The 24,728-nt window shown below is 63.5% G+C and carries 25 protein-coding genes; 11 read left to right on the forward strand and 14 right to left on the reverse strand.

Going from position 1 to position 24,728, the window contains the following annotated elements; genetic code table 11:
- The first annotated feature begins 42 nt into the window (after nt 1–42).
- From ACK3R5_RS05395 to ACK3R5_RS05410, 4 genes are all read left to right on the forward strand, one after another.
- Nucleotides 43–327: a DUF357 domain-containing protein gene (locus ACK3R5_RS05395; RefSeq protein WP_411963038.1), complete on the forward strand. Its 285-nt coding sequence runs from the start codon at nt 43–45 to the stop codon at nt 325–327.
- Nucleotides 328–386: 59 nt separating this feature from the next.
- Nucleotides 387–2,426: a histidine kinase N-terminal 7TM domain-containing protein gene (locus ACK3R5_RS05400; RefSeq protein WP_411968304.1), complete on the forward strand. Its 2,040-nt coding sequence runs from the start codon at nt 387–389 to the stop codon at nt 2,424–2,426.
- An 84-nt stretch (nt 2,427–2,510) separates the two neighbouring features.
- Entirely contained in the window at nt 2,511–2,996 is a 486-nt protein-coding gene (locus ACK3R5_RS05405; protein WP_411968305.1) for a hypothetical protein, read from the forward strand.
- A gap of 50 nt (nt 2,997–3,046) precedes the next feature.
- Entirely contained in the window at nt 3,047–3,499 is a 453-nt protein-coding gene (locus ACK3R5_RS05410; RefSeq protein ID WP_411968306.1) for a GNAT family N-acetyltransferase, read from the forward strand.
- Here ACK3R5_RS05410 and cysS read toward each other — a convergent pair whose 3' ends face one another.
- On the reverse strand, nt 3,500–4,987 hold the full coding sequence (cysS, locus tag ACK3R5_RS05415; protein WP_411963042.1) for a cysteine--tRNA ligase: 1,488 nt from the start codon (nt 4,985–4,987) through the stop codon (nt 3,500–3,502).
- A gap of 113 nt (nt 4,988–5,100) precedes the next feature.
- Nucleotides 5,101–5,595 carry a hypothetical protein gene (locus tag ACK3R5_RS05420; protein ID WP_411968307.1) on the reverse strand — a complete coding sequence of 165 codons (495 nt, stop codon included), beginning with the start codon at nt 5,593–5,595 and terminating at the stop codon, nt 5,101–5,103.
- Nucleotides 5,596–5,736: 141 nt separating this feature from the next.
- On the opposite strand from ACK3R5_RS05420, the gene ACK3R5_RS05425 reads away from it, so the two are divergent.
- Nucleotides 5,737–6,615, forward strand: a complete 879-nt coding sequence (locus tag ACK3R5_RS05425) for a CbiX/SirB N-terminal domain-containing protein (RefSeq protein WP_411963044.1) — start codon at nt 5,737–5,739, stop codon at nt 6,613–6,615.
- A gap of 1 nt (nt 6,616) precedes the next feature.
- The gene (locus ACK3R5_RS05430; RefSeq protein WP_411968308.1) at nt 6,617–7,708 is read left to right on the forward strand and encodes a DR2241 family protein; all 1,092 of its coding nucleotides are present in this window, start codon (nt 6,617–6,619) and stop codon (nt 7,706–7,708) included.
- Between the two features lie 16 nt (nt 7,709–7,724).
- Here the strand turns inward: ACK3R5_RS05430 and ACK3R5_RS05435 are convergent, their stop codons facing one another.
- The 3 genes from ACK3R5_RS05435 to ACK3R5_RS05445 form a co-directional block, all read right to left on the reverse strand.
- Nucleotides 7,725–8,306 carry a hypothetical protein gene (locus ACK3R5_RS05435; RefSeq protein WP_411963046.1) on the reverse strand — a complete coding sequence of 194 codons (582 nt, stop codon included), beginning with the start codon at nt 8,304–8,306 and terminating at the stop codon, nt 7,725–7,727.
- 43 nt (nt 8,307–8,349) lie between these two features.
- Nucleotides 8,350–8,535, reverse strand: coding sequence for a methytransferase partner Trm112 (locus ACK3R5_RS05440; RefSeq protein ID WP_013035425.1), 186 nt, complete (start codon nt 8,533–8,535; stop codon nt 8,350–8,352).
- Between the two features lie 125 nt (nt 8,536–8,660).
- Nucleotides 8,661–9,992 carry an adenylosuccinate synthase gene (locus ACK3R5_RS05445; RefSeq protein ID WP_411963047.1) on the reverse strand — a complete coding sequence of 444 codons (1,332 nt, stop codon included), beginning with the start codon at nt 9,990–9,992 and terminating at the stop codon, nt 8,661–8,663.
- A gap of 232 nt (nt 9,993–10,224) precedes the next feature.
- Between ACK3R5_RS05445 and ACK3R5_RS05450 the strand changes: the two genes are divergently transcribed.
- Nucleotides 10,225–10,530, forward strand: coding sequence for a hypothetical protein (locus ACK3R5_RS05450; RefSeq protein WP_411963048.1), 306 nt, complete (start codon nt 10,225–10,227; stop codon nt 10,528–10,530).
- Between the two features lie 242 nt (nt 10,531–10,772).
- Here ACK3R5_RS05450 and ACK3R5_RS05455 read toward each other — a convergent pair whose 3' ends face one another.
- Nucleotides 10,773–12,866 carry a hypothetical protein gene (locus tag ACK3R5_RS05455; RefSeq protein ID WP_411968309.1) on the reverse strand — a complete coding sequence of 698 codons (2,094 nt, stop codon included), beginning with the start codon at nt 12,864–12,866 and terminating at the stop codon, nt 10,773–10,775.
- Nucleotides 12,867–13,044: 178 nt separating this feature from the next.
- On the opposite strand from ACK3R5_RS05455, the gene ACK3R5_RS05460 reads away from it, so the two are divergent.
- Nucleotides 13,045–13,950, forward strand: a complete 906-nt coding sequence (locus tag ACK3R5_RS05460) for an SAM-dependent methyltransferase (protein ID WP_411963050.1) — start codon at nt 13,045–13,047, stop codon at nt 13,948–13,950.
- Here ACK3R5_RS05460 and ACK3R5_RS05465 read toward each other — a convergent pair.
- The 4 genes from ACK3R5_RS05465 to ACK3R5_RS05480 all read right to left on the reverse strand — a co-directional run bounded on the left by ACK3R5_RS05465 (nt 13,947) and on the right by ACK3R5_RS05480 (nt 17,931).
- Nucleotides 13,947–14,774, reverse strand: coding sequence for a CDP-alcohol phosphatidyltransferase family protein (locus tag ACK3R5_RS05465; protein ID WP_411968310.1), 828 nt, complete (start codon nt 14,772–14,774; stop codon nt 13,947–13,949). The two genes, ACK3R5_RS05460 and ACK3R5_RS05465, sit on opposite strands and share 4 nt — an antisense overlap.
- Nucleotides 14,767–15,105, reverse strand: a complete 339-nt coding sequence (locus ACK3R5_RS05470) for a hypothetical protein (protein WP_411963052.1) — start codon at nt 15,103–15,105, stop codon at nt 14,767–14,769. Before ACK3R5_RS05470 ends, ACK3R5_RS05465 begins: the two co-directional genes overlap by 8 nt.
- Nucleotides 15,102–17,519 carry a penicillin acylase family protein gene (locus ACK3R5_RS05475; protein ID WP_411968311.1) on the reverse strand — a complete coding sequence of 806 codons (2,418 nt, stop codon included), beginning with the start codon at nt 17,517–17,519 and terminating at the stop codon, nt 15,102–15,104. The genes ACK3R5_RS05470 and ACK3R5_RS05475 overlap by 4 nt, the downstream gene beginning before the upstream one ends.
- 73 nt (nt 17,520–17,592) lie before the next feature.
- On the reverse strand, nt 17,593–17,931 hold the full coding sequence (locus ACK3R5_RS05480) for a hypothetical protein (protein WP_411968312.1): 339 nt from the start codon (nt 17,929–17,931) through the stop codon (nt 17,593–17,595).
- Nucleotides 17,932–17,985: 54 nt separating this feature from the next.
- Here ACK3R5_RS05480 and ACK3R5_RS05485 point away from each other — a divergent pair, with 54 nt between their 5' ends.
- Nucleotides 17,986–19,644, forward strand: a complete 1,659-nt coding sequence (locus ACK3R5_RS05485) for a potassium channel family protein (protein ID WP_411963055.1) — start codon at nt 17,986–17,988, stop codon at nt 19,642–19,644.
- A gap of 208 nt (nt 19,645–19,852) precedes the next feature.
- On the opposite strand, the gene ACK3R5_RS05490 is transcribed toward ACK3R5_RS05485, so the two are convergent.
- Both ACK3R5_RS05490 and ACK3R5_RS05495 read right to left on the reverse strand, forming a co-directional pair.
- Nucleotides 19,853–20,701 (reverse strand): heme-copper oxidase subunit III, encoded by an 849-nt coding sequence (locus ACK3R5_RS05490; protein WP_411963056.1) that lies wholly within the window; start codon nt 20,699–20,701, stop codon nt 19,853–19,855.
- Nucleotides 20,702–20,902: 201 nt separating this feature from the next.
- Complete coding sequence (locus ACK3R5_RS05495) at nt 20,903–21,979, reverse strand: phytoene/squalene synthase family protein (RefSeq protein WP_411963057.1); 1,077 nt, start codon at nt 21,977–21,979, stop codon at nt 20,903–20,905.
- 104 nt (nt 21,980–22,083) lie between these two features.
- Here ACK3R5_RS05495 and ACK3R5_RS05500 point away from each other — a divergent pair, with 104 nt between their 5' ends.
- Entirely contained in the window at nt 22,084–23,226 is a 1,143-nt protein-coding gene (locus tag ACK3R5_RS05500; RefSeq protein WP_411963058.1) for an acyl-CoA dehydrogenase, read from the forward strand.
- 18 nt (nt 23,227–23,244) lie between these two features.
- Here ACK3R5_RS05500 and ACK3R5_RS05505 read toward each other — a convergent pair whose 3' ends face one another.
- The gene (locus ACK3R5_RS05505; protein ID WP_411968313.1) at nt 23,245–23,547 is read right to left on the reverse strand and encodes a DNA-binding protein; all 303 of its coding nucleotides are present in this window, start codon (nt 23,545–23,547) and stop codon (nt 23,245–23,247) included.
- A gap of 113 nt (nt 23,548–23,660) precedes the next feature.
- Between ACK3R5_RS05505 and ACK3R5_RS05510 the strand changes: the two genes are divergently transcribed.
- A complete protein-coding gene (locus ACK3R5_RS05510; protein ID WP_411963060.1) occupies nt 23,661–23,936 on the forward strand; it encodes a hypothetical protein in 276 nt (91 codons plus the stop codon).
- A gap of 28 nt (nt 23,937–23,964) precedes the next feature.
- Here ACK3R5_RS05510 and ACK3R5_RS05515 read toward each other — a convergent pair whose 3' ends face one another.
- Nucleotides 23,965–24,636: a protein sorting system archaetidylserine synthase gene (locus tag ACK3R5_RS05515; protein WP_411968314.1), complete on the reverse strand. Its 672-nt coding sequence runs from the start codon at nt 24,634–24,636 to the stop codon at nt 23,965–23,967.
- Between the last annotated feature and the right edge of the window lie 92 nt (nt 24,637–24,728).

The raw sequence follows: 24,728 nt of genomic DNA on the forward strand, positions 1-24,728 counted from the left end.
GTGGAGCGAAAGACCAGTATCGCTCGCCCCTAACGTCACGCTATGGCCGCCGACATCCACGAGAAGACGAACCGGTACGAAGCGATGCTGGCCGACGCGTTGGACGAAGCAGTGCAGGCCGTCCCCGAGGAGACGCACCTCGGTGACGCCGCCGCAGACTGTCTGGAGATGGCGGAGTCCTACCTCGACGATGGCCGCCACTTCAAGGAGGAAGACGACTGGGTGAACGCGCTCGCGTCGTTTTCGTACGGGTATGGATGGCTGGATGCCGGTGTTCGGATGGGGCTGTTCGACGTGCCAGACGACTCGCACCTCTTTACGATGTAATTGACCCTCACTGACAGTTCGGCCAATCATTATACCGCGGGTCCGATTGTGTGTGTACGATGGACGGTGCGTGGCAGTTTCACCCGGTATTTCTCCTCCTCGTGGTTTCCGTCATCTCGTCGGGGGCCATCGCCGCGTACTCGTATCGCTCCCGAGAGACCACCGGGGCCCTCGCACTGTGTGTCATTATGGTCTCGTCCGCGTGGTGGTCCGCGTCGTATCTGGTACAACTACTGGGCACGACTGTCGCGTGGCAACTGTGGTGGCTCCGAGTCTCCTACGTCGGCGTCAGTATCCTCCCACCGGCGTGGTTAATCTTCGCGCTTCGGTACACCGACTCCCGCGTCACCGTCACGCGAACGACCGCCGCCCTGATTACCGCCCCTTCTGCCATCTTGGCAGCCCTCGCAATCAGCAATCCGCTGCACGGACTCGTGTGGACGACGACGGGTGTCACGGAGATGCCGTTCGTCGTCGTCGGACGCGACTTCGATATCGGTTACTACGCCTTCGTCGCGTACGCGTACTCCCTCGTCCTCGTCGGGATGTCGCTCTTGCTCCGGCAGGTCGTCAGGTCGCGTCGCGTCCTCCGGGCACAGGGTGTCGCCATCTTCGTCGGTGTCGGCATCTCGCTCGGTGCGAACGTCCACTGGATGATGGGTCAATCGATTATCAACTACACCTCCATCGCATTCAGCGTCTCTGGCGGGTTCTTCGCGCTGGCGCTCTTTCGGTATCGGCTCTTGGACCTCGTCCCCATCGCCCGGGACACCGTCGTCGAAGAGATGCGCGAGGCGTACCTCGTCTTGGATGCAGAGCGGCGAGTCGTCGACCTCAACCCGGCGGCGAGGCGACTGCTCTCCCCACCTGCCGACTCGATTGGTCGCCACCTCTCGGCAGTCGCGCCGACCATCGCCGACCGTGTCGACGGCACGGACAGCACAGAGAGACACGACACGACCGTCGTCCTCGACGCAGACAGTGATGGGAGACATCGCTTCCTCGAAATCAGGGCGTCACCGCTCGCGGACGATGCCGACGCGACGGTCGTGACGGTTCGCGACGCCACGGAGCGACAACGGGCCCGACGCCGGTTCCAGTCCTCTATCGAACAGGCCTCCGACGTGGTGATGATTCTCGACGAGTCGGGAAAAGTCGAGTACGTGAGTCCGCCGATAGAGCACGTGACGGGGGTCGAACCGGACGAATTCGTTGGGCGGTCTTGTTTCGACCTCGTCGACGACGCCGACCGCGAGATGGTCGAACAGACGTTCGCCCGGTTGTGCGAGCACCACGATTCAGCCGAACGGTTCGAGATTCGAGTGAGCAATTCCGAGACGGACGACGTCGTCCTCGAAGGAATCGGGCGGAACCTGCTGGACGAACCGTTCGTCGAAGGTGTCGTGGTGAACTTCCGAGACATCACCGAACGCACCCGGCGCGAACAGCGACTGGCCCGGACGAACGAACGGTTGGAGCGATTCGCCAGCGTCGTCTCACACGACTTGCGGAACCCACTGAACGTCGCCGTCGGAAACCTCCAGCTCGCGCGTGAGACGGGCGACGAAGAACACATTCAGACCGTCCATCGCGCACTCACCCGGATGGACACCATCGTACAGGATGCCTTGCAACTCGCCCGTCACGGCCGTCTGGTCGAAGAAACCGAACCGGTTCGACTCGGCGACGTCGCGTCTCTGGCGTGGGCCAGCGTCGTGACCGCAGATGCGACGCTCCTCGTGGAGTCGGATGCCACGCTCCTCGCAGACGCTGACCGACTCCAGCGACTGTTCGAGAACCTCGTCAGGAACGCGTTCGAACACGGCGGCGACGATATCTCTCTGTGGGTCGGCGCGACTGACGACGGGTTCTACGTCGAGGACTCTGGACCGGGAATCCCTGCCGAGCGACGTGGCGACATCTTCGAACCGGGTGTCTCTTCGAACGACCATGGAACCGGTCTCGGACTCGTCATCGTCGCCGAAATCGTCGACGCCCACGAGTGGGATATTCGGGTCGAGACCGGCCGAGTCGGCGGTGCGCGCTTCGTCGTGAGTGGCGTTTCGGTCGCGGAAAGTGCCGACCTCTCGATGTCGTAACCCGCCGTCTCGAACTCCCGTCGCCGGCGAGCGATGGTGATGACGACTGAGTGACTATTTACTGTCGCCGTGCGTCTCTTCGATATGTCGTCCTCCACGTCAGTAACTGCTGAACCACGCGTCACCAACGCCCAGCGAACGCTCGAACAGCGGTTCGCGAATCCCTTCCTCCGGTGGCTTTTGACCTCGCCATTTCATCGACTGGCGAGTCGGTGGTTCGTCCTGGTCTCGTACGTCGGGCCGAAGAGTGGCCGCCGGTACACGTTCCCCGTCGCGTACGCGAGAGACGGGATGGATTTGGTCGTCGTCACGCCGAAAGCCGACAGCAACTGGTGGAAGAATTTCCGCTCACCGACGACCTGTCGACTGTGGTATCGGGGGGCGAGACGCGCCGCTGTCGGAGACGTCGCCGAGGACGAGTCAGCCCGACAGTTGCTCAGTACTTACACGTCGACACTCCCCTTCGCGGCCCGAAGCCTCGGTATCTCGGCCGACTCGGCGAACGACGGTGCTACACCCGAAGACGCCGCCCACGAGACGCTCGCCGTCGTTCGGTTCTCGCTCGGGTGACGCGAGACGCGTGTCGCCACGTTTAGTTGCCGCCTCGTCGTAGTTCGCCCGTGTTCTCGCTCGTTCCACTCACGGAATCTGCCGTCGAGGAGATAGTCGAGTGGCGCTACGACCCGCCGTACCACTTCTACGACGTCGACGCAGACCCGGAAGAGTACGCCGAGTTCGTGGACTCGAAGACGTGGGACGATAAGTTCGCTGTCGAAGACGACAGTGGCGACGTCGTGGGCTTTTTCACCTTCGACTCGTCCGGTGACGCAATCACCGTCGGTCTGGGGATGCGCCCGGAGTGGACCGGTGAGGGACTGGGCGCCGAGTTCGTGACTACGGGTCTCGAATTCGCGGCGGCGGCGTACGACTGCGACAGATTCGAACTCGCCGTCGCCTCGTTCAACGAGCGCGCTCGCTCGGTCTACGAAGCAGTCGGGTTCGAGACAGTCGAGACGTTCGAACAGGAGACCAACGGCGGCGCGTACGAGTTCGTCCGGATGCGACGCGACTGATTACTCGAACCGGAACGTCGCGCCGTCGTCACCGTCTTCGACGTCGACGCCGAGTGCGCTCAGTTCGTCGCGAAGGTCGTCTGCACGGTCCCAGTTGCCGGCCTCGCGTTCTGCTTCCCGCACGTCCAAGACGAGTTGGACGAGGTCCTCCGCGATGGTGACGTCACCGCCCGCGCCGGACTCGCCGAACGAGAGGCCGAACACGTCGCCACCCAGGTCTTCGAACGTCTCGATGGCCTCCCGGAGGGCGCGGTAGTCGTACACGTCGGCATCGGCGAGGTGACGGTTCACCGCGCTGGCAAGGCCGAGGAGTTCGGCCATCGCCTCGCGGACGTTGAAATCGTCGTTCATCGCCACGCGGAAGTTCTCACGCGTGGCCTCGACGGTTTCTCGGAGGTCGGTGGCTTCCACCTTCGTCCGTGCGTCGGGACTGTCACACGCGTCGACAGCGGCCTCGTAGGCGCGTTCGAGTCGCTCCCAGCGCTCTTCGGCCTCTGTGATGGTCTCTTCGGAGTAAGTCTGTTCGGACCCGTAGGCCGTCGAGAGGTAGAACGTCCGAATCACGTCGACGCCGAACTCGTCGAGGGCGTCGCTGACGGTGAAGAAGTTGCCGAGACTGGAACTCATCTTGTCGCCGTCAGTCTGCAGGAGGCCGACGTGAAGCCAGTAGCGAGCGAACTGGTGGCCCGTCGCGGCCTCCGACTGGGCGATTTCGTTCTCGTGGTGGGGGAACACCAGGTCACGGCCACCGACGTGGATGTCGATGGTGTCGTCTAAGTGGGTCATCGACATCGCCGAGCACTCGATGTGCCATCCGGGGCGTCCCTCACCCCACGGCGACTCCCACGTCTCGCCACACGGTTCCGTGATTGGGTCGAGGTGTGGCTTGCGGTGTTCGGCCGCCTCCTCGGGGGACACCGCACCGGCCTTCCAGAGTGCGAAATCAGCCGCGTTGCGCTTTTCGGAGCGCTCACCGGCGTCTGCCTGCGACTGCAGTTCGTCGAGATTCTGGTTCGAGAGTTTGCCGTAGTCGTCGAACGTGGTCACGTCGAAGTAGACCGATCCGTTGGATTCGTAGGCGTGCCCGCGTTCGACGAGCGTCTCGATGAGGTCGATAATCTCGGGGATGTGTTCGGTGACCCGGGGGTAGACCTCTGCCCGTTTCAGGTTGAGGCCACGCATGTCTCCGATGACGTCGCTCATGAAGTGTTCTGCGACGGTCGGTTCGTCGTCGCCGAAGTCGTCTTCGCCGATACGGGCGGCGATTTTCTCGTTGACGTCGGTGAAGTTTTCGACGTGGTGGACGTCGTAGCCCTCGTACGCTAGCCAGCGGTGCATGATGTCCGAGTGCATCCACAGGCGGGCGTGTCCGAGGTGGGCGTCGTCCGAGACCGTGAGTCCACAGACGTAGAGCAACACGTCGTCGTCGCCTCGTGGCTCGAAGTCCTCGCGTTCTCCCGTCAGCGTATTGGTCACGGACAGCGTCATTGCTGTCGGGTACTCGTGGCAGCATTTTCAACCCGTCGGAACCCATCGCGTCGCGGATTGGCGCCGTCGGTGGGTTTCTCGACGACCAGCGATTCGCGAGCGGAGCGACGGGGTCAGGTGTAGAACGTCTCGCTGGTCGCTTCGACGACTCGCAAGGCCGCCGCTCCCTGTCGCCGTGGGACGACGACGGCCAACGTATCCCCGGCGACACCGGCGGCGTCGACGACGATAGATTCGGCGTCGAGACGGGAGACGATGGCCCCGAGGAACGCAGGGCTGACCTCGCCTTCCGCGATTATCGCGGTGAGCGGGCCGCCTCCCCCGAGTTCGACACCGGCGACGGAGAGGACCGGTTCGCCGGCCGATTCGTCGATATCTTCGCCGACGAGACCGACCCCGCTCCGCATCGTGACGGTCACGTCACGCGTCTCGGCTTCGAGTTCTGGTAAGTCGTCGGCGAACCGGCGGAGTGCTGCTGCAACCGCGTCGTCGTCGCCGAGGTCGAGAGACGCCGCGGCGGCGGCGTAGTTGACGACGCCCGCACGGAGTGACGCGAGGAGAAACGGTCGTTCACGAACGGCATCGCGTGCGTCGGCGGCGAGAGACATAGTCGGTAGGTCGATGGCCGGGCGCAAAAAACCGCCGCCGGGAGGCGGCCCTGAACGGGGGGCGAACGCGAGTTCGCCGAACGCCAAGATTCCTTTTCGAGATGCGAAGTTCATAAGACAGTCCCGTCGTAACCCCCGGCTATGCAAGCGCTGGTCATCGTGGCGCACGGGTCGCACCTGAACCCGGATTCGAGCACGCCCACCTACGACCACGCGGACACCATCCGCGAGGTGGGGGCGTTCGACGAGGTACGAACGGGCTTCTGGAAAGAAGAACCGTCGATTCGCGAGGTGCTCAGAACCGTCGACGCCGACGAGGTGTACGTCGTCCCGCTCTTCATCAGCGAGGGCTACTTCACGGAGCAGGTCATCCCGCGAGAACTCCACCTCGACGGGTGGGACGTGGGTGACTGGAACTCCGACGGCCTCTCGGCGTCGCACGTCACCCTCACCGCCACCGACGTCCCCGAGAAGACGGTCCACTACTGCGGACCGGTCGGGACTCACGAAGCGATGACTGACGTCATCGTCCGGCGTGCCGAGTCCGTCACCGGCGACCCGAACGTCGGCGACGGGTTCGGCCTCGCCGTCGTCGGACACGGAACCGAGCGCAACGAGAACTCCGCGAAGGCAATCGAATATCACGCCGACCGTATCCGAGAGATGGACCGCTTCGACGAGGTGCAGGCCCTCTACATGGACGAAGACCCGGAAGTCGACGACGTGACCGACTACTTCGAGTCGGACGATATCGTCGTCGTCCCGCTGTTCGTCGCGGACGGGTTCCACACGCAGGAGGACATCCCCGAGGACATGGGCCTCACGGACGACTACCGAACGGGATACGACGTGCCTGCAGTGGTCGATGGCCGCCGCATCTGGTACGCCGGGGCCGTCGGCACCGAGGGACTCATGGCCGACGTGGTGCTGGAACGTGCCGCCGACGCGGGCGCAGACATCGGCGACGCGCTCGAAATCGTGCGTGAACGAACCCGTAAGACGCCTCAGGAGGCGAACTGAGATGAGCCACCACATCGATGCTCTCGTCGCCGCCGCCGAAGACGAAGGGACCGTCTCTCTCGACGGCCTCACCGTCACACACACCGACGACGGCTACCGACTGGAGACGTCCGACACGACTCGCGATGACCTCTCGAAGTCGGCGCTCTCGGACGCACTGGCGGACCACGACGACTACGCGACGAACTGGTACTTCTGGACGAACGTCGTCGGCGAGTCGAGTCCGCAGCGTCGGGCGTATCTCCGGTGGGTCGAAGGCGCGGACGAACACTCGGTCCCAGAACGGTACGATGTACTTCGAGACGGGATTCAGTGTGAGTGGGGGCAGTTGCTCGTCACGGTCACTCTCGACGACCACGGCGAACGGTCTTACGACCTGCGCCACGTCGACGACGCGGACGCCGACACGGACGAGTTGGACTCGCATCACGAACCACTCGCGGCCCGGCAACTGGCCACCTACGACGAAAAGGGCCGCTACCGGCCGCTGAAGACCGGTGCCAACCTCGCCGGCGGGTGGGTCTTCCCTGACCTCGACGCCCGTGACCTCGTGGAGACGGTCGAAACGTTCTACCCGGCGTCGGTGCCGAACTGGTACCGCGAGCGAGAGGGTGAACTCGACGTCGAACACTGGGAGGACACCATCGGCCGCCAAACCGGGATGTACAGCGTCATCGACACGTGGAACCGGGGCGACGGCCACGAACACGTCGACTGGGTCGCCGAGGCGTGCTGTGACGACTCGCAGTGTGTCAAGCGCCGTGAGTGGCAGTACGACGAGGAGACTGACCTCGCCGTCGACGGCGGCGACGGTGCGTTCCCGTGCCGCGAACCCTGTTCGCTCGTCATCGCAGCGTCTCGGAAGTGGACTCGACTCGAAGGCGAAGAGACACAGACCTACGAGTTCGAACTCACTCCCTCCGAGAAAGAGCAGATAGAGGACATCGTCGAGGCAGTCGCCGACGACAGAATCGACGACATCCGCGAGGCAGACGTCTACGAGGGAGCGAACAGATATCGGACGCGGTTCCTGCGTGCGAAGTTGTTCGACGACGACGGAAACCTCTGTGGGGTTCGGACCGACGACGAATAACAGCGTCCGTCTTTCGTCACCGAATCGCCAGTGCGAGCGCGACGAAGACGCCGCCGACGACGACGCCAGCACCGAGGGTGATGGCGAAGCTCTGGAAGACAGAGGCGACGGCGACGGCGAGAACGAGTGCGATGGCGGCGAGCACCAAGAGCGGAACCGTCGATGGTTTGAACTGTGGAAGCGCGTCGTCGAGTGCCCCCAGCAGGCCCGGTTCAGGTTCTCGCTGTGGGGGTTTCGAGAAGTTCTCGTCGATATCGACCGGTGGTTTCCCTCCGGTCCCCGGTTTGACTGTCACGTCCACGTAGGCAGTCTCGGACCCGTACCCCGAGACGATTTTCAGTTTGCCAGTGACCGGTTCAGACGTCTCTTTGACGGGGAGCATCACCGTCTTCGTCTGGCCACCGTCGACGAAGTGATTGCCACCGCGAAGCGACACCACGCGCGAGAGTTCGTCGTCGAGATTGAGGTGGACGTGCACCGCCTGACCCTGATTGTCGAGTTCCACGGCGAAGGTGTCGGTGGTCGAAAACGACCGAGAGACCGACAGGTCGTGGGGACGTTCGGCGTTCAGCGTGACGGTGAGCGAACCGTTCGACACGGTAGCACCGTTGAGACGAGAATAGAAAAACGTTCAGGTCCGGTCAGTCGTCTCGCATATCCGGCGGGAGCAGGTTCGGGATACCGTCCTCGATGGGGTACACCTCACCGGTGACGGTGCCGATGAGACGGCCTTCGATGATTTCGTCACCGTCTCGCTCGTCGACTTCGAGTTCGAGTTCGCTCTTGTCGAGGGGGTCACAGAGGATGTCCATCAGGGATTCTTTCATTGTCGTGACGGTGGATTGCGGCAAGTAAAAGCGTACGGGTTCGACGCCGAACCGTCTGCCGTCACGCCACTCGTCTCGGGGAGTCCCTGCAAGGACGGCACCCGTCGAACGGGTGGGTCAGGTGGTTACTCGTCGAACGGGTTCGCGAGGTGGACGGTCTGACTCCGGTCCGGTCCGACACCGATGGCGTAGATATCCACGTCGAGTTCTTCGGAGATGTAATCGAGGTACTCCTGTGCGGCGTCCGGGATGGCGTCGTACCCCTCCTGGGCGACGTCGGCCCAGTCGACTTCCGGCCACGGTTCGAACTCCTTGAGGACGGGTTCGCACTCGTCCCAGCGTTCGGTCGTCGCAGGCATGGTGAGGCGCTCTTCGCCGTCGAGTTCGTAGGCGTGTCCGACCTTGATTTCGTCGAGTCCGGAGAGCACGTCGAGGTGGTTGACGGCGATGCCGGTGAATCCGCTGACGCGGGCGGCGTGGCGGAGCATCGGCATGTCGAGCCATCCGATACGGCGCGGGCGGCCGGTGACAGTCCCGAACTCGCCACCCTTCTCGCGGATGTAGTCTGCGAGTTCTTCCTGTCGCTCGTCGTTCTTCAGTTCGGTCGGCATCGGGCCTTCGCCGACGCGCGAGAGATACGCCTTGACGATACCGACGACTTCGCCCTGACCGACGACGGTCGGACCGACGCCGGTTCCGGTCGACGCACCGCCCGCAGTCGGGTTCGAGGAGGTCACGTAGGGGTAACTGCCGTGGTCGATGTCGATGAGGGTCCCCTGTGCACCTTCGAACATCAGGTTCTCGCCCGCTTCGCGGCGTTCTGCGAGGAAGTCGCCACAGTTGACGGCCATGTCGTCTTCGCGGAGGCGGCGGCCGAACTCGGAGAACTCCTCGACGAGCGCTTCGATGTCACACTCTTCGCCGGCTTCGAGGCCGTACACGTCCTCGATGAGCGCTTTCTTCTGCGGGACGACGTACTCCAGTCGCTGGCGGAGTACCTCGGGGTCCAGGAGGTCACCGACGCGGATACCGCGGCGGCCAGCCTTGTCTTCGTAGGTCGGGCCGATACCACGTCCGGTCGTGCCGACGGTCAGGTCGGAGTCGGCCTTCGCTTCCTCTTCGATGTTGTCGAGGCGGCGGTGATACGGCATGATGACGTGCGCACGCTTGGCGAGACGCACGTCGGGTTCGAGGCCACGCTCTCGAAGGTCGTCGATTTCGGAGAAGAGCGTCCGGGGGTTGATGACACACCCGTTTCCGAGCACACCCACTTTGTCGCGGACGGCCCCGCTCGGGACGAGCGATAGCTTGTACTCTTCACCGTCTTCGACGACGGTGTGGCCGGCGTTGTCGCCGCCCTGATATCGGACGACGACGTCAGCGTCGCCGCCCCACAGGTCGACGAGGGCACCTTTGCCCTCGTCGCCGAGTTGCGAACCGACGATGGTAACAGTCATACGTCGGCCGTTCCCCGCGCCGCACTAAACAGATTACGGTACTGTCTTCGAAGCAATCCACGAACGTGCATACTTTTGGCTAGTTCGTCTCTAATCCTGTCACAAACTCGCATCTCCATGACGACGAATAACACAACCGTTAATTAGTCACCGCGTTAAGGCCAGGTTATCTTATTATTCGCCGCCGGAGAGGGCAAGGTTTAAAGCCTCCGAAGAATAGTTAACAAATGGCATGATAGACCGACTTGAGAAAGAAGTCGATATGTTGGAGCGCCATCTCCAGGTTCTGAAGATGGTCATCGATAACGAGCCAATCGGCATTGTCAAGATGTCGAACGAAACTGGCTACCCGCACCACAAGGTCCGGTACTCTCTTCGCGTTCTCGAAGAAGAGAACCTTATCGAGCCCTCCAGCCAAGGCGCAATCAAGACCGAGCGAACCGACGAGTTCGTCGACGAACTCGACGACAAGCTCGACGAGATTGTCGCCAAACTCGAATCGATGAAAATCGAAGAAGCAGCTGAAATCGAGAGCTAAGTTCGTTACGCGCGGTCGTCTTAGACAGTTTCCCACGGCGAGTCACCTCTGATACATCTGGCACGTCTCGGGAAACGCCCGCGCTCCGATGACCTGTTGGTGTGGTCGCGTCCGGGCGGAATACACGCGGCCACACAGTTTTCGGACGAGACGAATCTGTGAACTCCTCGGCCGAGAGTGGCCGCAGTCTCGTTTTGACTCCGACGACCGGAAGACTCCGAGTAAAATCTGTCGCCCGCCGACTACAGGTCGGGGACGTTCAGGTGGAACTCGCCATTGCGTGCTTCGACCAGACAGAGGTGGTAGCCCTGTTTCCGCGAGATTTTCACGAAGCTCTTGCGCTTCGAGCGACTCAGAATCCCGCCGCCAGTCTCTTCGGTGGCCGCTTCGAGCGCTTCCGGTTCGAAGAAACTCTTGGTGACGACGAACGCGGACCCGAGTGTCTCGTTCGCCTCCGCGACGGCCTTCGAGTCGTTGATGAGTTGCTGAACGTTCGCGTAGGTGGCCGGGTCGCGGGAGTCGTTGAGGTTCCCGACGAAGAGCGGGTTGCCCATCTGGTCGCGGAAGATGATGTCGAACCGCCGGGGTTCCGTCTCGTCTTCACCGATTGGGACGGAGACGGTCCCGTAGAGTTCGATGCGGTCCGCCTCCGGGATGGAGTCGAAGACACCGGCGAGACTCGACCGGTTGCCCGTCTCGCCAATCTCGTAGAGGAGGTCGGTGATGGCCCACTTGGCGAACCCGAACTCGGGCGAGTCGTGGAGGAACTCCTCGTACGGTTTCCCGTCGACGCCGAGACCCTCAGTGTCGAACGTCGTGTGGTGTTCGAGACGGAGATTTTCGACGACGTCCTCCTGTTTGGCCTGCCCTGCGTGGGCTTTTTCGAGCGTCGCACCGCTCTTTTTCTTGTACCGGACGAACAAGTTCGTCCCGCGGAGCGCTTCGTCTGCCGGCATCGACCGGTCGGTGATGGTGACGCCGCTTTCGTCCAGTTCGGCTCTGAGTTCTTCGAGTTCCGTTTCGAGTTCTTCGACCCGGCCTTCGAGCTGTTGGGCGCGTTCTCGGTAGCCGTCGCGTTCACTCTGCAGGGAGTCGCGCTCGGACGTGAGACGGTCACGTTCGGATTTCAGCGACGCGAGTTCCTCTCTGAGCGTCTGAACCTTTCCGGCAGACACCGCCGACGTCGGCGACTGCTCGGCCGATTTCTCGGCCGGCGAGTTCGAAGACCCGTTGGACGAGGTGCTCTTTTGTGACGGCTTCGCAGACCGGCTTCCACTTTTTTTCGACCGCTTCGAACTGGACGGCCGGCGGTTCCCACCGGGCCGGTCTTTCGGCGACTCGCCTTCAGAGTCTCGTGGGTCGAGCGACGGAATGGACCGTGCGTTGCGCCACTCCGCCTCGGCGGAGAATGGGTCCTCACCGTCGTCTTCGCCGTCGTTCGTGGTGGACGCCCCGTTCGTAGAGTCACCAGTCGATGGAGACGCCTCCTGAGCGACAGGCTCCGACGGTTCGCTGTCGCCGCCAGCGGGTTCGGCCTCGCGAATCTCTGTCGGGGACTCGGTCGCAGGTCCCTCTGTCGACGTGGCCGAACTCGGTGTCTGTGCCGACGTGGACGACTCGACTGCGTCGTCGTCTGCCGTCTCTGTCGCCGGTGTTTCGGGCGATTCGGCCGCGGCCGTCGTCTCGGCCTGTTCGACGACCGGTTCGTCGTCGTCGGACGGTGCCGCGTCGTCGTCGTCAGTCTCCGCTGCGACACCACCCACTGCGCCGTCGTCTGCCGCGGAGTCGCCGGCACCGCCGTCGGGAATGTCGACGACGTCGACGTCGACGTCGTACACTTTGTAGATACCAATCTCGTCGTCGGCGAGTTCGTACGCCTCGTCGCCCGTGACGAGACGTTTACTGTTGCCGACGTAGGCGACGTTCATCGACTTCCCCCCATGGTAGACGATGTAGTAGTCGCCGGAGAGGACGTTCTCCGAGAGCTCTACGTAGCCCGTAAAGCCCCCCGCAGAGAGCGTTCCGTTCGCGTCCGACAGCGGTGTATCTTCAGTGTAGTACTGCGCGCGAACCTCGCCGCCCGTCTCCTTCATCGTATAGAGGAGTGGCAGCGACGGGTCTGGTGCGCGGTAGGCTTCGAACGATTCGTCGTCGAAGTCGGCTATCGTCCCGTCGAAAACGCCGACGAGACGGCCGTTGAGCATGAAGCCCCACGTCATGCCGGCTACGACGGCACCGGAGAAGCCGTCGTCTGCGAGTGACCGGAGGCCACCGTAACCCCGACCTGCCGGAGCGGAGTCCCACCCAGTCACCGCGTCGATAATCTCGCTATCCATTTGGCGTTAAATCACAGTAAGTGAATCAAATACTTTCCGGGCGAATTCCCGATTCGAGCGGGTCACAGGAGAGACAGACAGCCTTCACGCGCGAGAACGGGGTTCGATTCGACGCCAACCGACCCTCGCGACGTGTCTCGGGAGAACGATTATACTATCCCGACGAGACGTGGCGTTCGTGACCAGACACGACGACCCGTTCGTCAGATATCTCCGGTCGAAGGAGACGGTAGACGACCGGGCGCTCCACCGCCCCACGCTCGCCGGCCTCGGCGACCATCTGGAGCGCCGTGCTGAGTCGACCCCGGGAGCGCCGTTGCGCGTCGTCTCCATCGGTGCGGGGACGGGTGCGATGTGCCGCCGCCTCCTCTCGTGGGGTGTCTTCGACGGCCACGACGAAATCAAGTACGTCATGGTCGACCAGCGGCGCGGGATGGCCGACAAGGCGGCCGCCGAGTTCGCGACGTGGGCACGCGCCGCCGGGTGGACGGCGACGCCGACGAAAGACGGGTTCCGAATCGAACGACACGGCCGCGAGGTATCGCTCACTTACATGACGAGCGACCTCTTCGACGCCATGTCGGCGCTGCCGAAGGCAATCGACCTCGTCGTCGCACACGCCGTATTCGACTTGCTCCCGCTCCGCCGGGGCATCGAAACCGTGCTGTCGCGACTCGTCGACGGCGGCTACCTCTACGCACCGATTACCTTCGACGGTCGGACGGCGTTCCGCCCCGCACACGAGGCCGACGAGGCGGTCCTCACGGCGTACCACGAGACGATGCGCGACGGCGACAGCGCGGGTCCGGAGACCGGGTCTGACCTCCTCTCGGTCCTCCCCGAGTTCGGCGCACACGTCGTCGACGCGGGCGGGTCAGACTGGGTCGTCCACCCCGAATACGACGACGACGAACGCGTCTTCCTCGACCACATCCTCGGGTTCGTGGAGAAATCTGTCGGCGAGGCCGGGACGGTAGACGACGAGACGCTCGAAGAATGGCTCACCACCCGGTACAGTCAGGTCGAAACCGGGCGACTCACCTACGTCGCCCACAACCTCGACGTGCTCGCGCGACTCGACTAATCTCTCGTCGGCGCGTTCGCCCGCCTTCTCCCACCCGATTCCAGACGCCCCGAGACGTACAACCAGTCTCGACAGAACCCGACGAGCAACCCACCTGCAGCGACACCCACGACGAGTGGCATCCACGCGTCGGCAATCGCCGGTGCGAGCGCGAGGGGGACGACGGCCATCTGCAGTCCGGCGAGGACGCGACGCGAGGGGCGGGGTGGCAGGTCGAACGTCGGCCGCCCGGTTTGAGTGCGCCACCACAGACCGGCGACGAAGGCGTAGCGGGCGACACCGACTGAGAGATACCACCACGGGAGTTCGCCGAGTGCGACACCGGCGAGCGGTGCCACGAGAAGGGCGAACGCGTCGACGGCGGTGTCGAGACGGCCACCGAGTCGCGTCGTGCGGTCGAACCGTCGAGCGAGGAAGCCATCGACCGAATCGAGTGCGCCGACGAGGCCGTAGGCCACCGCGGCGACCCACGCCAACCACACAGTGGGTGTTCCGACCATGGCGACCACGGCGATACCCGAGATACCCGCGGCGACGGTGCCGCGAAGCAACGTCACGCCAGTCGGGAGGCCGACTGTCTCGTACGCGTGCTCGGATTCGCCGTCCGCAACGTTCTCCGCGGCGTAGACGGACGTGTACGTCCAGAGACCGAGTGCGACGAGCGTCGTCGTGGCGGTCCACGTCGCCACGAGTGGGACCGACAGTGCCGACGTGGTTGCGAGTACCCACCCGACGCTCACGACGCCCGTGATGGCGACGGCACCCGACGCGAGCAGTCGCCGCCGAGTTCGGTCCGTCGCCGTCGACGTCGGTCGGTCAGACATCGCCGACGAGGGCCCGGGCACCGATAGCGGCGACTGTCGGGAGGACGAACCCGATGGCCACCGTCGCCACGGCCAAGATGCCGGTCTGGAAGAACGGGTCGAGCGCTCCCTGCATCCAGAGACGAACGACGTGGACCGAGAGTGCGATGCCGCCGAACGTGACTCCCTGGACGACGGCGCGACTGACACTGGTCGCGAGGATGCCGACGAGGATGCCACCGAGGACGAGTCCGGCCCAGTGGACGGACGCCGCTGCCAGACCGAGGATGGTCGCAGCGACCAACGCGAGTTCGGCGCGCGGCCCGGTCCGAACCTCCGAGAGGACGCTCATCGTGCACCTCCGAAGACGATATCCGGTTCGCCACCCGGCCTGTCGAGCGTGAGTGGTTTGTACTCACCGTCGGCCCACTCGTCGAGTTGACTGTGATACCGGTCGGACCAGAAGACGCCGCGCTGGCCGCCGGGGATGACACCGGCGGAGTCACCGTCAGCCGAGAAGTCGACGACCATCCGCCAACTGCTACCGGCCTGTGTGGACCCCGACGACCGGAAGTTGAACACGGTGTACGGCGACCCGTCCATCGGTCGCTCCGGATAGTTCAGGAACGCCCGGTCGAACGGGTGGTTCTGGTCGAGTCGGTTGAAGTCGCCGTACGTCTCGTAGCCCTGCTCGTCGAGTCGCGCGACGGTTCGGTTCATGGCGCGGGCCGCGATGTCGTCACGCGTCTCCGTCACGTCGGGCGTCGAGCGGTCGTCGAACCACCGTGCGTCGGCGTCGAGTCGCTGGAGGACGTACAACCGAGGGTAGTACGATTCGTCTAAGCCCTGTGCTTCGAACTCGTCTTCGAACGTCGCCTTGCGGAACTCGTCTATCCAGATGCGGGAGACGAGTGCGGCACGCGAGTCGGCGCGCATCCCTCCGTCCCACCCGTTCAGCGTGGCGGCGAGTTCCTGCGCCGCGGGCGACATCTGCGACACGGCGTCGGGACTCGTCGCGTACGGTCTGAATCCCGTCGCCGCTTCCGAACGGACGTCGCGTTGGACCTGCTTCATCGTCTCGGCGGTCACGCCGCCATCCGCCGCCGCGTCGTCTAACAGGTCGTAGATACGCTGGCCGCGGTAGGGGTCGGCGTAGGTCATCGAGGTACCCATGTAGAACCCCGGGTCGTCGATGGTCCGCTGGTTCGCCGTGGCGAGGAGGTCCGGGTTCTCGACGTGCGGAATCGACTCGAACGGGACGAACCCGTCCCACGACGACTGTCCGTACGGTTCGTACCCGCGCCACTCGCCCTCACCGGCAGAGCCATTGAAGATGGTATCGCCGCGGACGACGTCGCCATCGGTCACCCGAATCGGGTACTGTCCGGCGGGGTAGTAGAGCGTGTTACCTGCACTGTCGGCGGCGACGAAGTTCTGAGCGGGCACGTCCCAGATTCGGAGTGCGTCGCGGATTTCCGAAACCGACTCTGCGTGGTTGAGACGGTAGACGCCGAGCGATTCGTTCGTCGCGGAGAATCCAGGCCACGCGACGCCGACAGTCCGCCCACCGCGTTCGATGACGGGGCCGTGGACAGATTTCTTGACGGTGATTTCGACGTCGTCGCCGCCGGCGACTTCGATGGTTTCCGTCTCGGTTTCGAACGACCGGACGTCACCGTCGTAGACGTATCCGCCGTCGCGCATCTCGTAGGTGTAGAGGTCGGTGAAGTCGCCGCCGACGTTGGTCACGCCCCACGCGGCGTCGGCAGTCCTCCCGATGACGACCATGGGGATGCCGGGGAATCCGACGCCACGAACGTCCATCTCGTCCGTCGAGAGATGCATCTCGTACCAGATTGGTGGCACCGTCAACGCGAGGTGCGGGTCGTTCGCAAGCAGTGGCTTTCCGGAGGCCGTGTGTTCACCGGAGACGACCCAGTTGTTCGACCCGTAGGTCGGGTCTTTGTCGTACCGGTCCGTCCACTCCGCGAGTGCGGCGAAGTCGCCGTCGACGGACGCGGCCGAATCCGTCGCACCGTCGGCGACTGCTTCGGGCGAGAACGCCGCCGCATCCGACGCCGCCGAGTCGCGGATAATCGGGACGTCGTGGTCGAGTTCCGACGGGTAGAGGGCCGAGGCGTTCGGGCCGAGACGGGAGACGGCAGTCGCACGGCGCAAGTCCGCGAACGACCCCGAGAGTTGCCACGAGATGAGTTTCCCGACGAGGAGGGTGTCCGTCGGCGTCCACGTCTCGAAGTCGGCGTCGACGAGGGCGTACTCGGGCGGGAGTGGGCCAGTGTCGGCGTAGTGGTTCACGCCCGCAGAGAACGCTTCGATGGGCGCGCCGACGTCGGTTCCACGGACCGACTGCCACGACGCCTCGGCGGCGGACTGGAAGTCGAGACTCCGATAGAACCGGTCGGATTCGAGTGTCGCGTTGCCGACCATCGCCGAGAGTTCGCCACCGACGAGGCGACGCTGGAGGTCCATCTGGAACAGGCGGTCACGGGCCTGCACGTATCCGACGGCGTAATACAGCGCCTGCTCGTTTTCCGCCTCGACGTGCGGGACGCCAGCGTCGTCGTACCAGACGCTCGCAGACCCGTACGGACTCTCTACGTTCGTCGCCCCTCGTGGCGACGCCGAGTCGTAGACGTCGCCCGACAGGGGTGCTGCGAGGCCGAGATACGACCCACCGAGAACCGCCGTCGCCACGAGCGCCGCAGTACACACGACGGCGATGGCCGCCCGGGTCGTGGTATTCATATACACAGTGGCGGCCGGACCGTGGATAAATATTCCTCAAATGACGATTGTAAACGAGCGCGGCGTTCTCTCGTCACCCAGTCGCCCAGTTTCGGAGTTCGACAGTGAGGAGGACGAGGAGATAGGTCACGATGCCAGTGAGGACGGCCACGAGGACAGTCGGGCCGACTGTCACCACTGCAACGGCAACACAGACCAGCGTCACCGCGACGGCGACGGCCTGTGCCCGCCTGTCGTCCCACAGTGTTCGTACTCGGGCCTGCTGTGACAGCAACGCCGCTTCGAGTGTGAGGACGCCGAAGACGCCGACGAGGACGGCGGCCAGCGTGACAGGTGGTCGGAACACGGCGACACCAGCGGCGACGGGAACACCGACGAGAAGTGTGAGCGCGGCGTCGCGTCGTCGGCCCATATCGTCCCTCCGTCGGCAGGGCCCTTTTAGACACCGGGGGCCATAGCGAGAGATATGTCTATTTCGGGTGACGGCCCCGGTCTGTCGAAGGCAAAATCGCGTCTCGGTCGTTACCTCGCGGGCGCGGCACTGTTGATGCTCTCGTACGCGTTGGTCTATCGCTGGGCAGTCGGCTTTTTCGCCGGTGTTGACGTCTCGTTCATCCAGTCGCTTCACGTCGTCGTCGAGACGTTCACGACGACCGGATACGGCGAACAGACGCGGTTTTGGGTCGACTATCCACCGCTCCTCGCGCTCTCGATTGTGATGCAACTCACCGGTGTGACGACTGTCTTCCTCACGCTCCCGTTGTTCCTCGTTCCGCTGGTCGAAGACGCACTCCGGACTGCGCCGCCGACGAGTTCCGACCTGACAGACCACGTCATCATCTGTACGTTCACTCCTCGTGGTGACGCACTCGTCGACGAACTCGACGCGATGGATATGGAGTACGTCGTCCTCGAATCGGACCGTGACCTCGCAGAGGAACTGTACGGCCAGGGGTACACAGTCGTCCACGGTGACCCCGAATCGGCCGAGTCGCTGGAGGCCGCCAACGCCCCCGAGGCGCTCGCAATCGTCGCCGACGACGACGACGAGACGAACGCGAGTATCATCCTGGCTGCGAAAGAGGCCGCACCGACGTCGCGCATCGTCAGTCTCATCGAAGACCCGAGAGTCGCCGAATATCACCGCTACGCCGGTGCCGACCAGGTCGTCTCGCCACGCCGGTTGCTCGGCGAGAGTCTGGCCGGGAAAGCGACCACGTCTATCTCGTCGTCGCTCGGCGACGCTATCGAGATTGGCGAAGATTTCGAAGTCGCAGAACTGCTGGTCCAGCGCGGAAGCCCGGTCGAAGACAAGTCCATCGCCGAGAGCGGTATCGGCGACATCACTGGCGTCAACGTCATCGGTGCGTGGTTCTCGGGGGAGTTCGTCTCACCGCCCGCCCCCGACGACGTCATCGACGAACACACGATTCTCCTCGTCGTTGGCCGTGAGAAACGCCTCGAAGAACTCCGCACCCTCACACTCTCGTCTGCTCGTCGGTTCCGCCGAGGAACCGTCATCGTCGCGGGGTACGGCGAAGTCGGGTCGACGGCCGCAGAGACACTCGCGAGTGCGGGCGTCCCGAACCTCGTCGTCGACAAAGTAGACAAACCCGGCGTGGACGTGGTCGGAGACATCACCGACCCACAGACACTCGCAGAGGCAAAGGTGACCGAAGCGCGTGGCGTCCTCCTCGCACTCGACGACGACACGACGGCAGTCTTCGCCACGCTCGTCTCCGAACGCGTCTCCGAAGAGACGGAGGTCATCGCACGGGCGAACGAAACCGAGAACATCTCGAAACTCTACCGCGCCGGCGCCGACTACGTCCTCGCACTCTCGACTGTCGCAGGGCGGATGCTCGCCTCGACAGTGTTGGACGAAGAGGTCATCGCCCCGCAGTCACAGATAGAAATCGTTCGAACGCAGGCACCGGGACTCGTCGGCCAGACGCTCGCCAGCGCGGACGTTCGCGCGAAGACGAACTGTACTATCATCGCCGTCGAGCGAGGCGACGAACTCATCACCGAAGCGGGGCCGGACCTCCGCGTCAGACGGGACGACGACCTCATCGTCGCCGGTATCGACGAAGACATCTACCGCTTCAACGAGTTGTTCGGATAGACGAGTTCGGCACGCACACCTGATACTTCTCGTCTGTAGAACACGGCGCGTATGGAACGTCCGACACGTCCAGGACGTGCCCGAGGAGCAAACGGAGTGCAACCCATGGCAGTGGACGCGCCCGTCGATATCCTCCGACAGGACGTGCCGGCATCTGTCGCTCTTCGGCTAGTGATATAAAAGGAATCGATAGCGGACGTCGCTGCGATTACGCGCCGACTTCCGCGCCGACGTAGAGGACGACGACGAGGAACACCCAGACGACGTCGACGAAGTGCCAGTACATCGAGGCCGTACTCACCGAGACGTGACGTTCGGCGGAGTACTGCCCGCGAAGGGCACGGACGAAGACGATACCTATGAGGACCGCACCGAGCGAGACGTGGAGGCCGTGGAGGCCCGTGAGGCCGTAGAAGGCCGACCCGAAGATGCCCGTCGTGATGCTGAAGTCGGAGTGGACGATGAACTCGTAGTACTCGTAGACCTGTCCACCGATGAAGACGACACCGAGGAGCAGCGTCGCCGCGAGTCCGAGGATGAAGTTCCGGCGGTTCTCGTTACGGATGGCGACGTGTGCCCAGTGGAGCGTGAAACTCGACGCTATCAGGAGGGCGGTGTTCGTCAACACCAGTGAATTGACCAGATGTGGGAGTTCCTGTGGTGGCCACGTTCCTGCGCGGATGAAGAAGTAATACGTGAACAGCGCACCGAACGTCGCGAGTTCGGACCCGAGGAAGGCAATCATGCCCCAGCGGAGTTTCGAGGCGCTCTTCTGGTTCGCGTCGCGCGACCAGAAGTGGCTCACGAAGGCGTGGTACAACCAGCCGTAGATACCGGCCAGGAAGACGAAGATACTGGCGACGAACACGGCCGGGCCGAGCATCGAACCGACGATGCCGTCCTGTCCCATGACGTAGAGTCCAGCGCCGCCGTAGATGCCTGCTCCCCCGAGGGCGGTGACGAACGGCCACCAACTCGCCTCGCCAAAGCCGCGCGGCCAGTCCTGGACCGCCGGCAGGTGATGGCCGTGGTCGTCGTGTGCTTCTTCCGTACTCATAGAGGCCCGTTATAGTTGGGTTACTAAAAATCCTCCCAAAACACGTCCGACAATCGGTGACGAGGAACCGAGCGACCGATGGTCGTCGCCTGTCGACGACACGACAATGGCCCGACACGACAATCGGCACGTGGGTGGTTCGAACTGGTCGGGCGCAGAGGCGAGCGAGACTTTCGAGGCAGTCGACGCCGGCGAGTCAGTTCAGTCGGCGTTCGTCGGCGCCTGGTGGAACGGTTGCCGCGCGATTGCCTTCCGCATCTCAGCGAGCGAGTCGGAACTGCCACCGTTCATCGCCGAGACGACGGCGAAGACTTCCTTGCGGGAGACTTTGACGCCCTCTCCGGTCACGGCGTGTTCGGGGTTCGCGAGCAGTTCTCGGAGCGTCCCCACGGCGAGGAGGAACGGAATCGCCCACGCGGCGAGCGTGTTGCCGTCACGAATCGGAACCGTCTCCAGATACGTCTGTGCGTCGTCGACGAACGATTTGGCGTGAGTGGCAGTTCGGTGGACGACAGACGCCGTCTTCCCCAGGTGCTCGGGTTCGACCACTTCTTCTTGGCCGATACCCTCCTCTGCTAACCACTCTGCGGGGAGGTAGACGTTGTTCTCTGCGGTGTAGTCGTCGTGGACGTCCTTCGCGATGTTGACGAGTTGCAGCAGCAGGCCGAACTCTTCGGCAGTGTCGTAGAGGCGCGACTTGCGCTCTCTGTCGACGTTCCCTCGCGTCACGAGGTTCGTGATGAGGTTGCCGACGGTGCCTGCGGCGTAGTAGCAGTACTCTTCGAGTTCCTCGCGGGACTGGATACGGAGGCCACCGGTGCCGGAGTGTCGTTCGACGAACATCGCCATTCCGGTGACGAGTTCTCGGACGGGCGGTGTGACCGCCTCTCGGACGTCTTCCGGGAGTGCGTCGAACGTCCGGAAGACGCGTCCGGCGTTCGCGACGACCATCCAGTCGTCCGAGCGTTCTCCTTCCGGAGGCAGGTGCGGTTCCACTGCGGCGACGAACTCGTCGATATCGGTGTCGTCGTCCGGGTCCAGTGCAGCGTCGTAGAGTCGTAGGAGATGGGCCTGTTCGTCGGGCGAAATCGACGACGAGTCCTCAACGGTGTCGGCAACTCGGCAGAGGAGATAGCCAATACAGATGTAGGAAGACATCGGTTCGTCGAGGACATCCACGGTGAGGGCAAAGGTACGCGAGACACCCTGAACTGCGTCGTGACACCAGTCGAGGTCGTCGTCGGTTGCCGGTGGCCGGGCATCGGCGTGTCGAGACATTCGGAGTGTTCCGGTATACGGTTGGGGGGATAAAAAGTCTCGTGGGGCGCTCGCTGCCACGCCGTAGCAGAAAATCATAAGCATAGTCGATGAAAGAATTAGCCATGGACTTCACGCTCACTGCCGAGCAGAAGCAAATCCGAGATATGGTCTCAGAGTTCGTCGACGAGGAGGTCAAGCCTCGTGCGGCGGAGATAGACGAGACCGACGAGTTCCCCGCGGACCTCGTCCGCGAGATGGGAGAACTCGGTCTGATGGGGATGCCCTTCCCTGAGGAGTACGGCGGGGCGGGCCTCGACTATCACTCCTACGCTATCGGCCTCGAAGAGATTTCGCGAGGGTCCGGTGGCCTCGGCACCATCGTCGCGGCACACACGAGTCTCGCGGGTAACATGCTCTACGAGTTCGGGAACGAAGAACAGAAACAGACCTACCTCACGCCGGTCAACGAGGGAACCGACATCGGTGCGTTCGCGCTCTCGGAACCGGGCGCGGGCAGCGACGTGCCCGCGATGGAGACGACGGCGACGAAAGACGGTGACGAGTACGTCGTCAACGGCGGTAAACTCTGGATATCGAACGGCTCTGTCGCCGACACCGTCATCCTGTTCGCGAAGACGGACCCCGACGCGGGGAACAAAGGTATCTCCTCGTTCGTCGTCCGCCCCGAGGAAGACGACGGGTTCATCGTCGAAGGGACGGAGCACAAACTCGGCGACAAGGGGTGTCCGACCGCCGAACTCCGGTTCGACGACATGCGTATCCCGGCGGACCGACTGCTCGGTGACGAAGGCGACGGGTTCGTGCAGGCACTCAAGACGCTCAACGGCGGCCGTATCACTATCGCGGCACGCTCTGTCGGTATCGCACGCGCCGCCCTCGACGACGCCGTGAAGTACGCCGGCGAGCGAGAACAGTTCGACCAACCCATCGGCGACTTCCAGGCCATCAAGCACAAACTCGCGGACATGGACACCAAGATACAGGCCGCGAAACTCCTCATGCACAAGGCTGCCGACCTGAAGATGAACGACGAGACGTTCATCAAGGAGGCCGCACAGGCGAAGCTCTACGCCAGTGAGATTAGCCGCGAAGTCGCCAACGAGGGTATCCAGATTCACGGTGGCTACGGGTACACCAAAGACTTCGCCGCAGAGCGCTACTACCGCGACGCCAAACTCAACGAGATTTACGAGGGGACGAGCGAGATTCTCCGCAACACCATCGGCGACTGGTTACAGAAGTAACAGTCGTCAGTCGGCGAGTTATTCGTCCGCTTTGACCGTCTTTTTCGTTCGGCCTTCGACGCGTTCGGTCACCCACGCGTAGTACGACTCCACGTGCTCCGTCCCCACGTCGGTGAGTTCGTACACGTCGTGTATTCCTTCTGTGCGTCGTTCGACGTGACCCGAATCGACGAGCGCTTCGAGCGTCCCGTAGAACGACTGCGGGTCGAGACGGATGTCGTAGTATCGCTCTAATCGCGTCTTGAGCTTCTGTCCCCGGAGTTCACCGTCGTCGTAGAGGATGGCGCAGAGGTCACGCCGACGGCCGCTCTGAAACCACATACCTCCACGTCGAGAGAGAAGAACACGTCACTTTCGTTCCACTGGCCCGACTCGCCCGACTGGTCCTCGATAGAACCGGTACATTAGACACACCCCAGTTCTAAGCGGCGGCTATGAGCGAGACGGAGGCCAGCGCCAACGGCATTACCGCACGATACTACGTCACCGACACCGAACGCGTCCTCGAATTCGACAGGGACGGCCGGACCGCCGCCGTGGCCCAGAACATCGACGGCTACGCGATGCTCAAGGTTCGCCCGACAGTCGATGGCGACGAGTTAGAACGCTACTACGGATTCGACATGGCCCTCGACCACGCAGCAGAACTCCTCGGCGTCTCTCCGACGGACCTCCCGGTTCCGGACGACGCCGCGGACATGGGGATGTGACTGTCGTCCTCGCCACCGACGAACGCTGTCAGCCCCAGTAGAATCGCGGCCCCAAGAAAAGATAGCCGAGCGCCAGGAACAGCAGTCCGAACGCGAATCCCTCGCCGATGGTCCCCGAGAGGACGATTGCGAGGGCCTGAACGACACCCATCACGAGTGCGTCCTGCGCGTGGAGGTCCGGGTACGTCACGTCCGAGAGCATGAGCGCCGCCATGACTGCCGAGAGACCGACGAGCAACATCGGGTCGACGAACCCCACCAGCACGCCCGCCGAGAGAATCGTCGCCGCGAGCGTCGTCGGAACACCGACTGTCTGGTCGCTCCCACTATCGTAGGCGGTGTAGAGGGCCAGTCGGACGACTGCCGACGCGACGAACAGCGCGGCGATAGCGACGCCGAGGACGACTCTGAAGCGGTCGAAGCCCCACATCTCGCGGACGACAGCGACGACGAGGAGCGCCGGCGCGACGCCGAACGATGCCACGTCGGCGAGCGAGTCGAGATACGGTCCTGCTTCGGTTCCGCCGTAGCGTCTGGCGACGACCCCGTCGAGTCCGTCGGCTATCGCGGCGAGGAGAATCGCCTTTGCCGCGAGGCGGACGTCGATTGCGGTCAGCACCGCAGCGACGAACCCGAGGGCCGCGTTTCCGGCGGTAACCGCGTCCGCGAGGCCCAACCGGCCGACGAATCGGGGTCCCATACCGTTCCGATTGCGGACCACCCCTTTGCCTCTTACGTTCCGCCCGTGTCGCCCGTTTCGCCGGGCAAACCATGCGACATTTATCCGTCGCG

This window comes from Haloferax sp. YSSS75 (assembly GCF_046764215.1).
Taxonomy (GTDB): Archaea; Halobacteriota; Halobacteria; order Halobacteriales; family Haloferacaceae; genus Haloferax.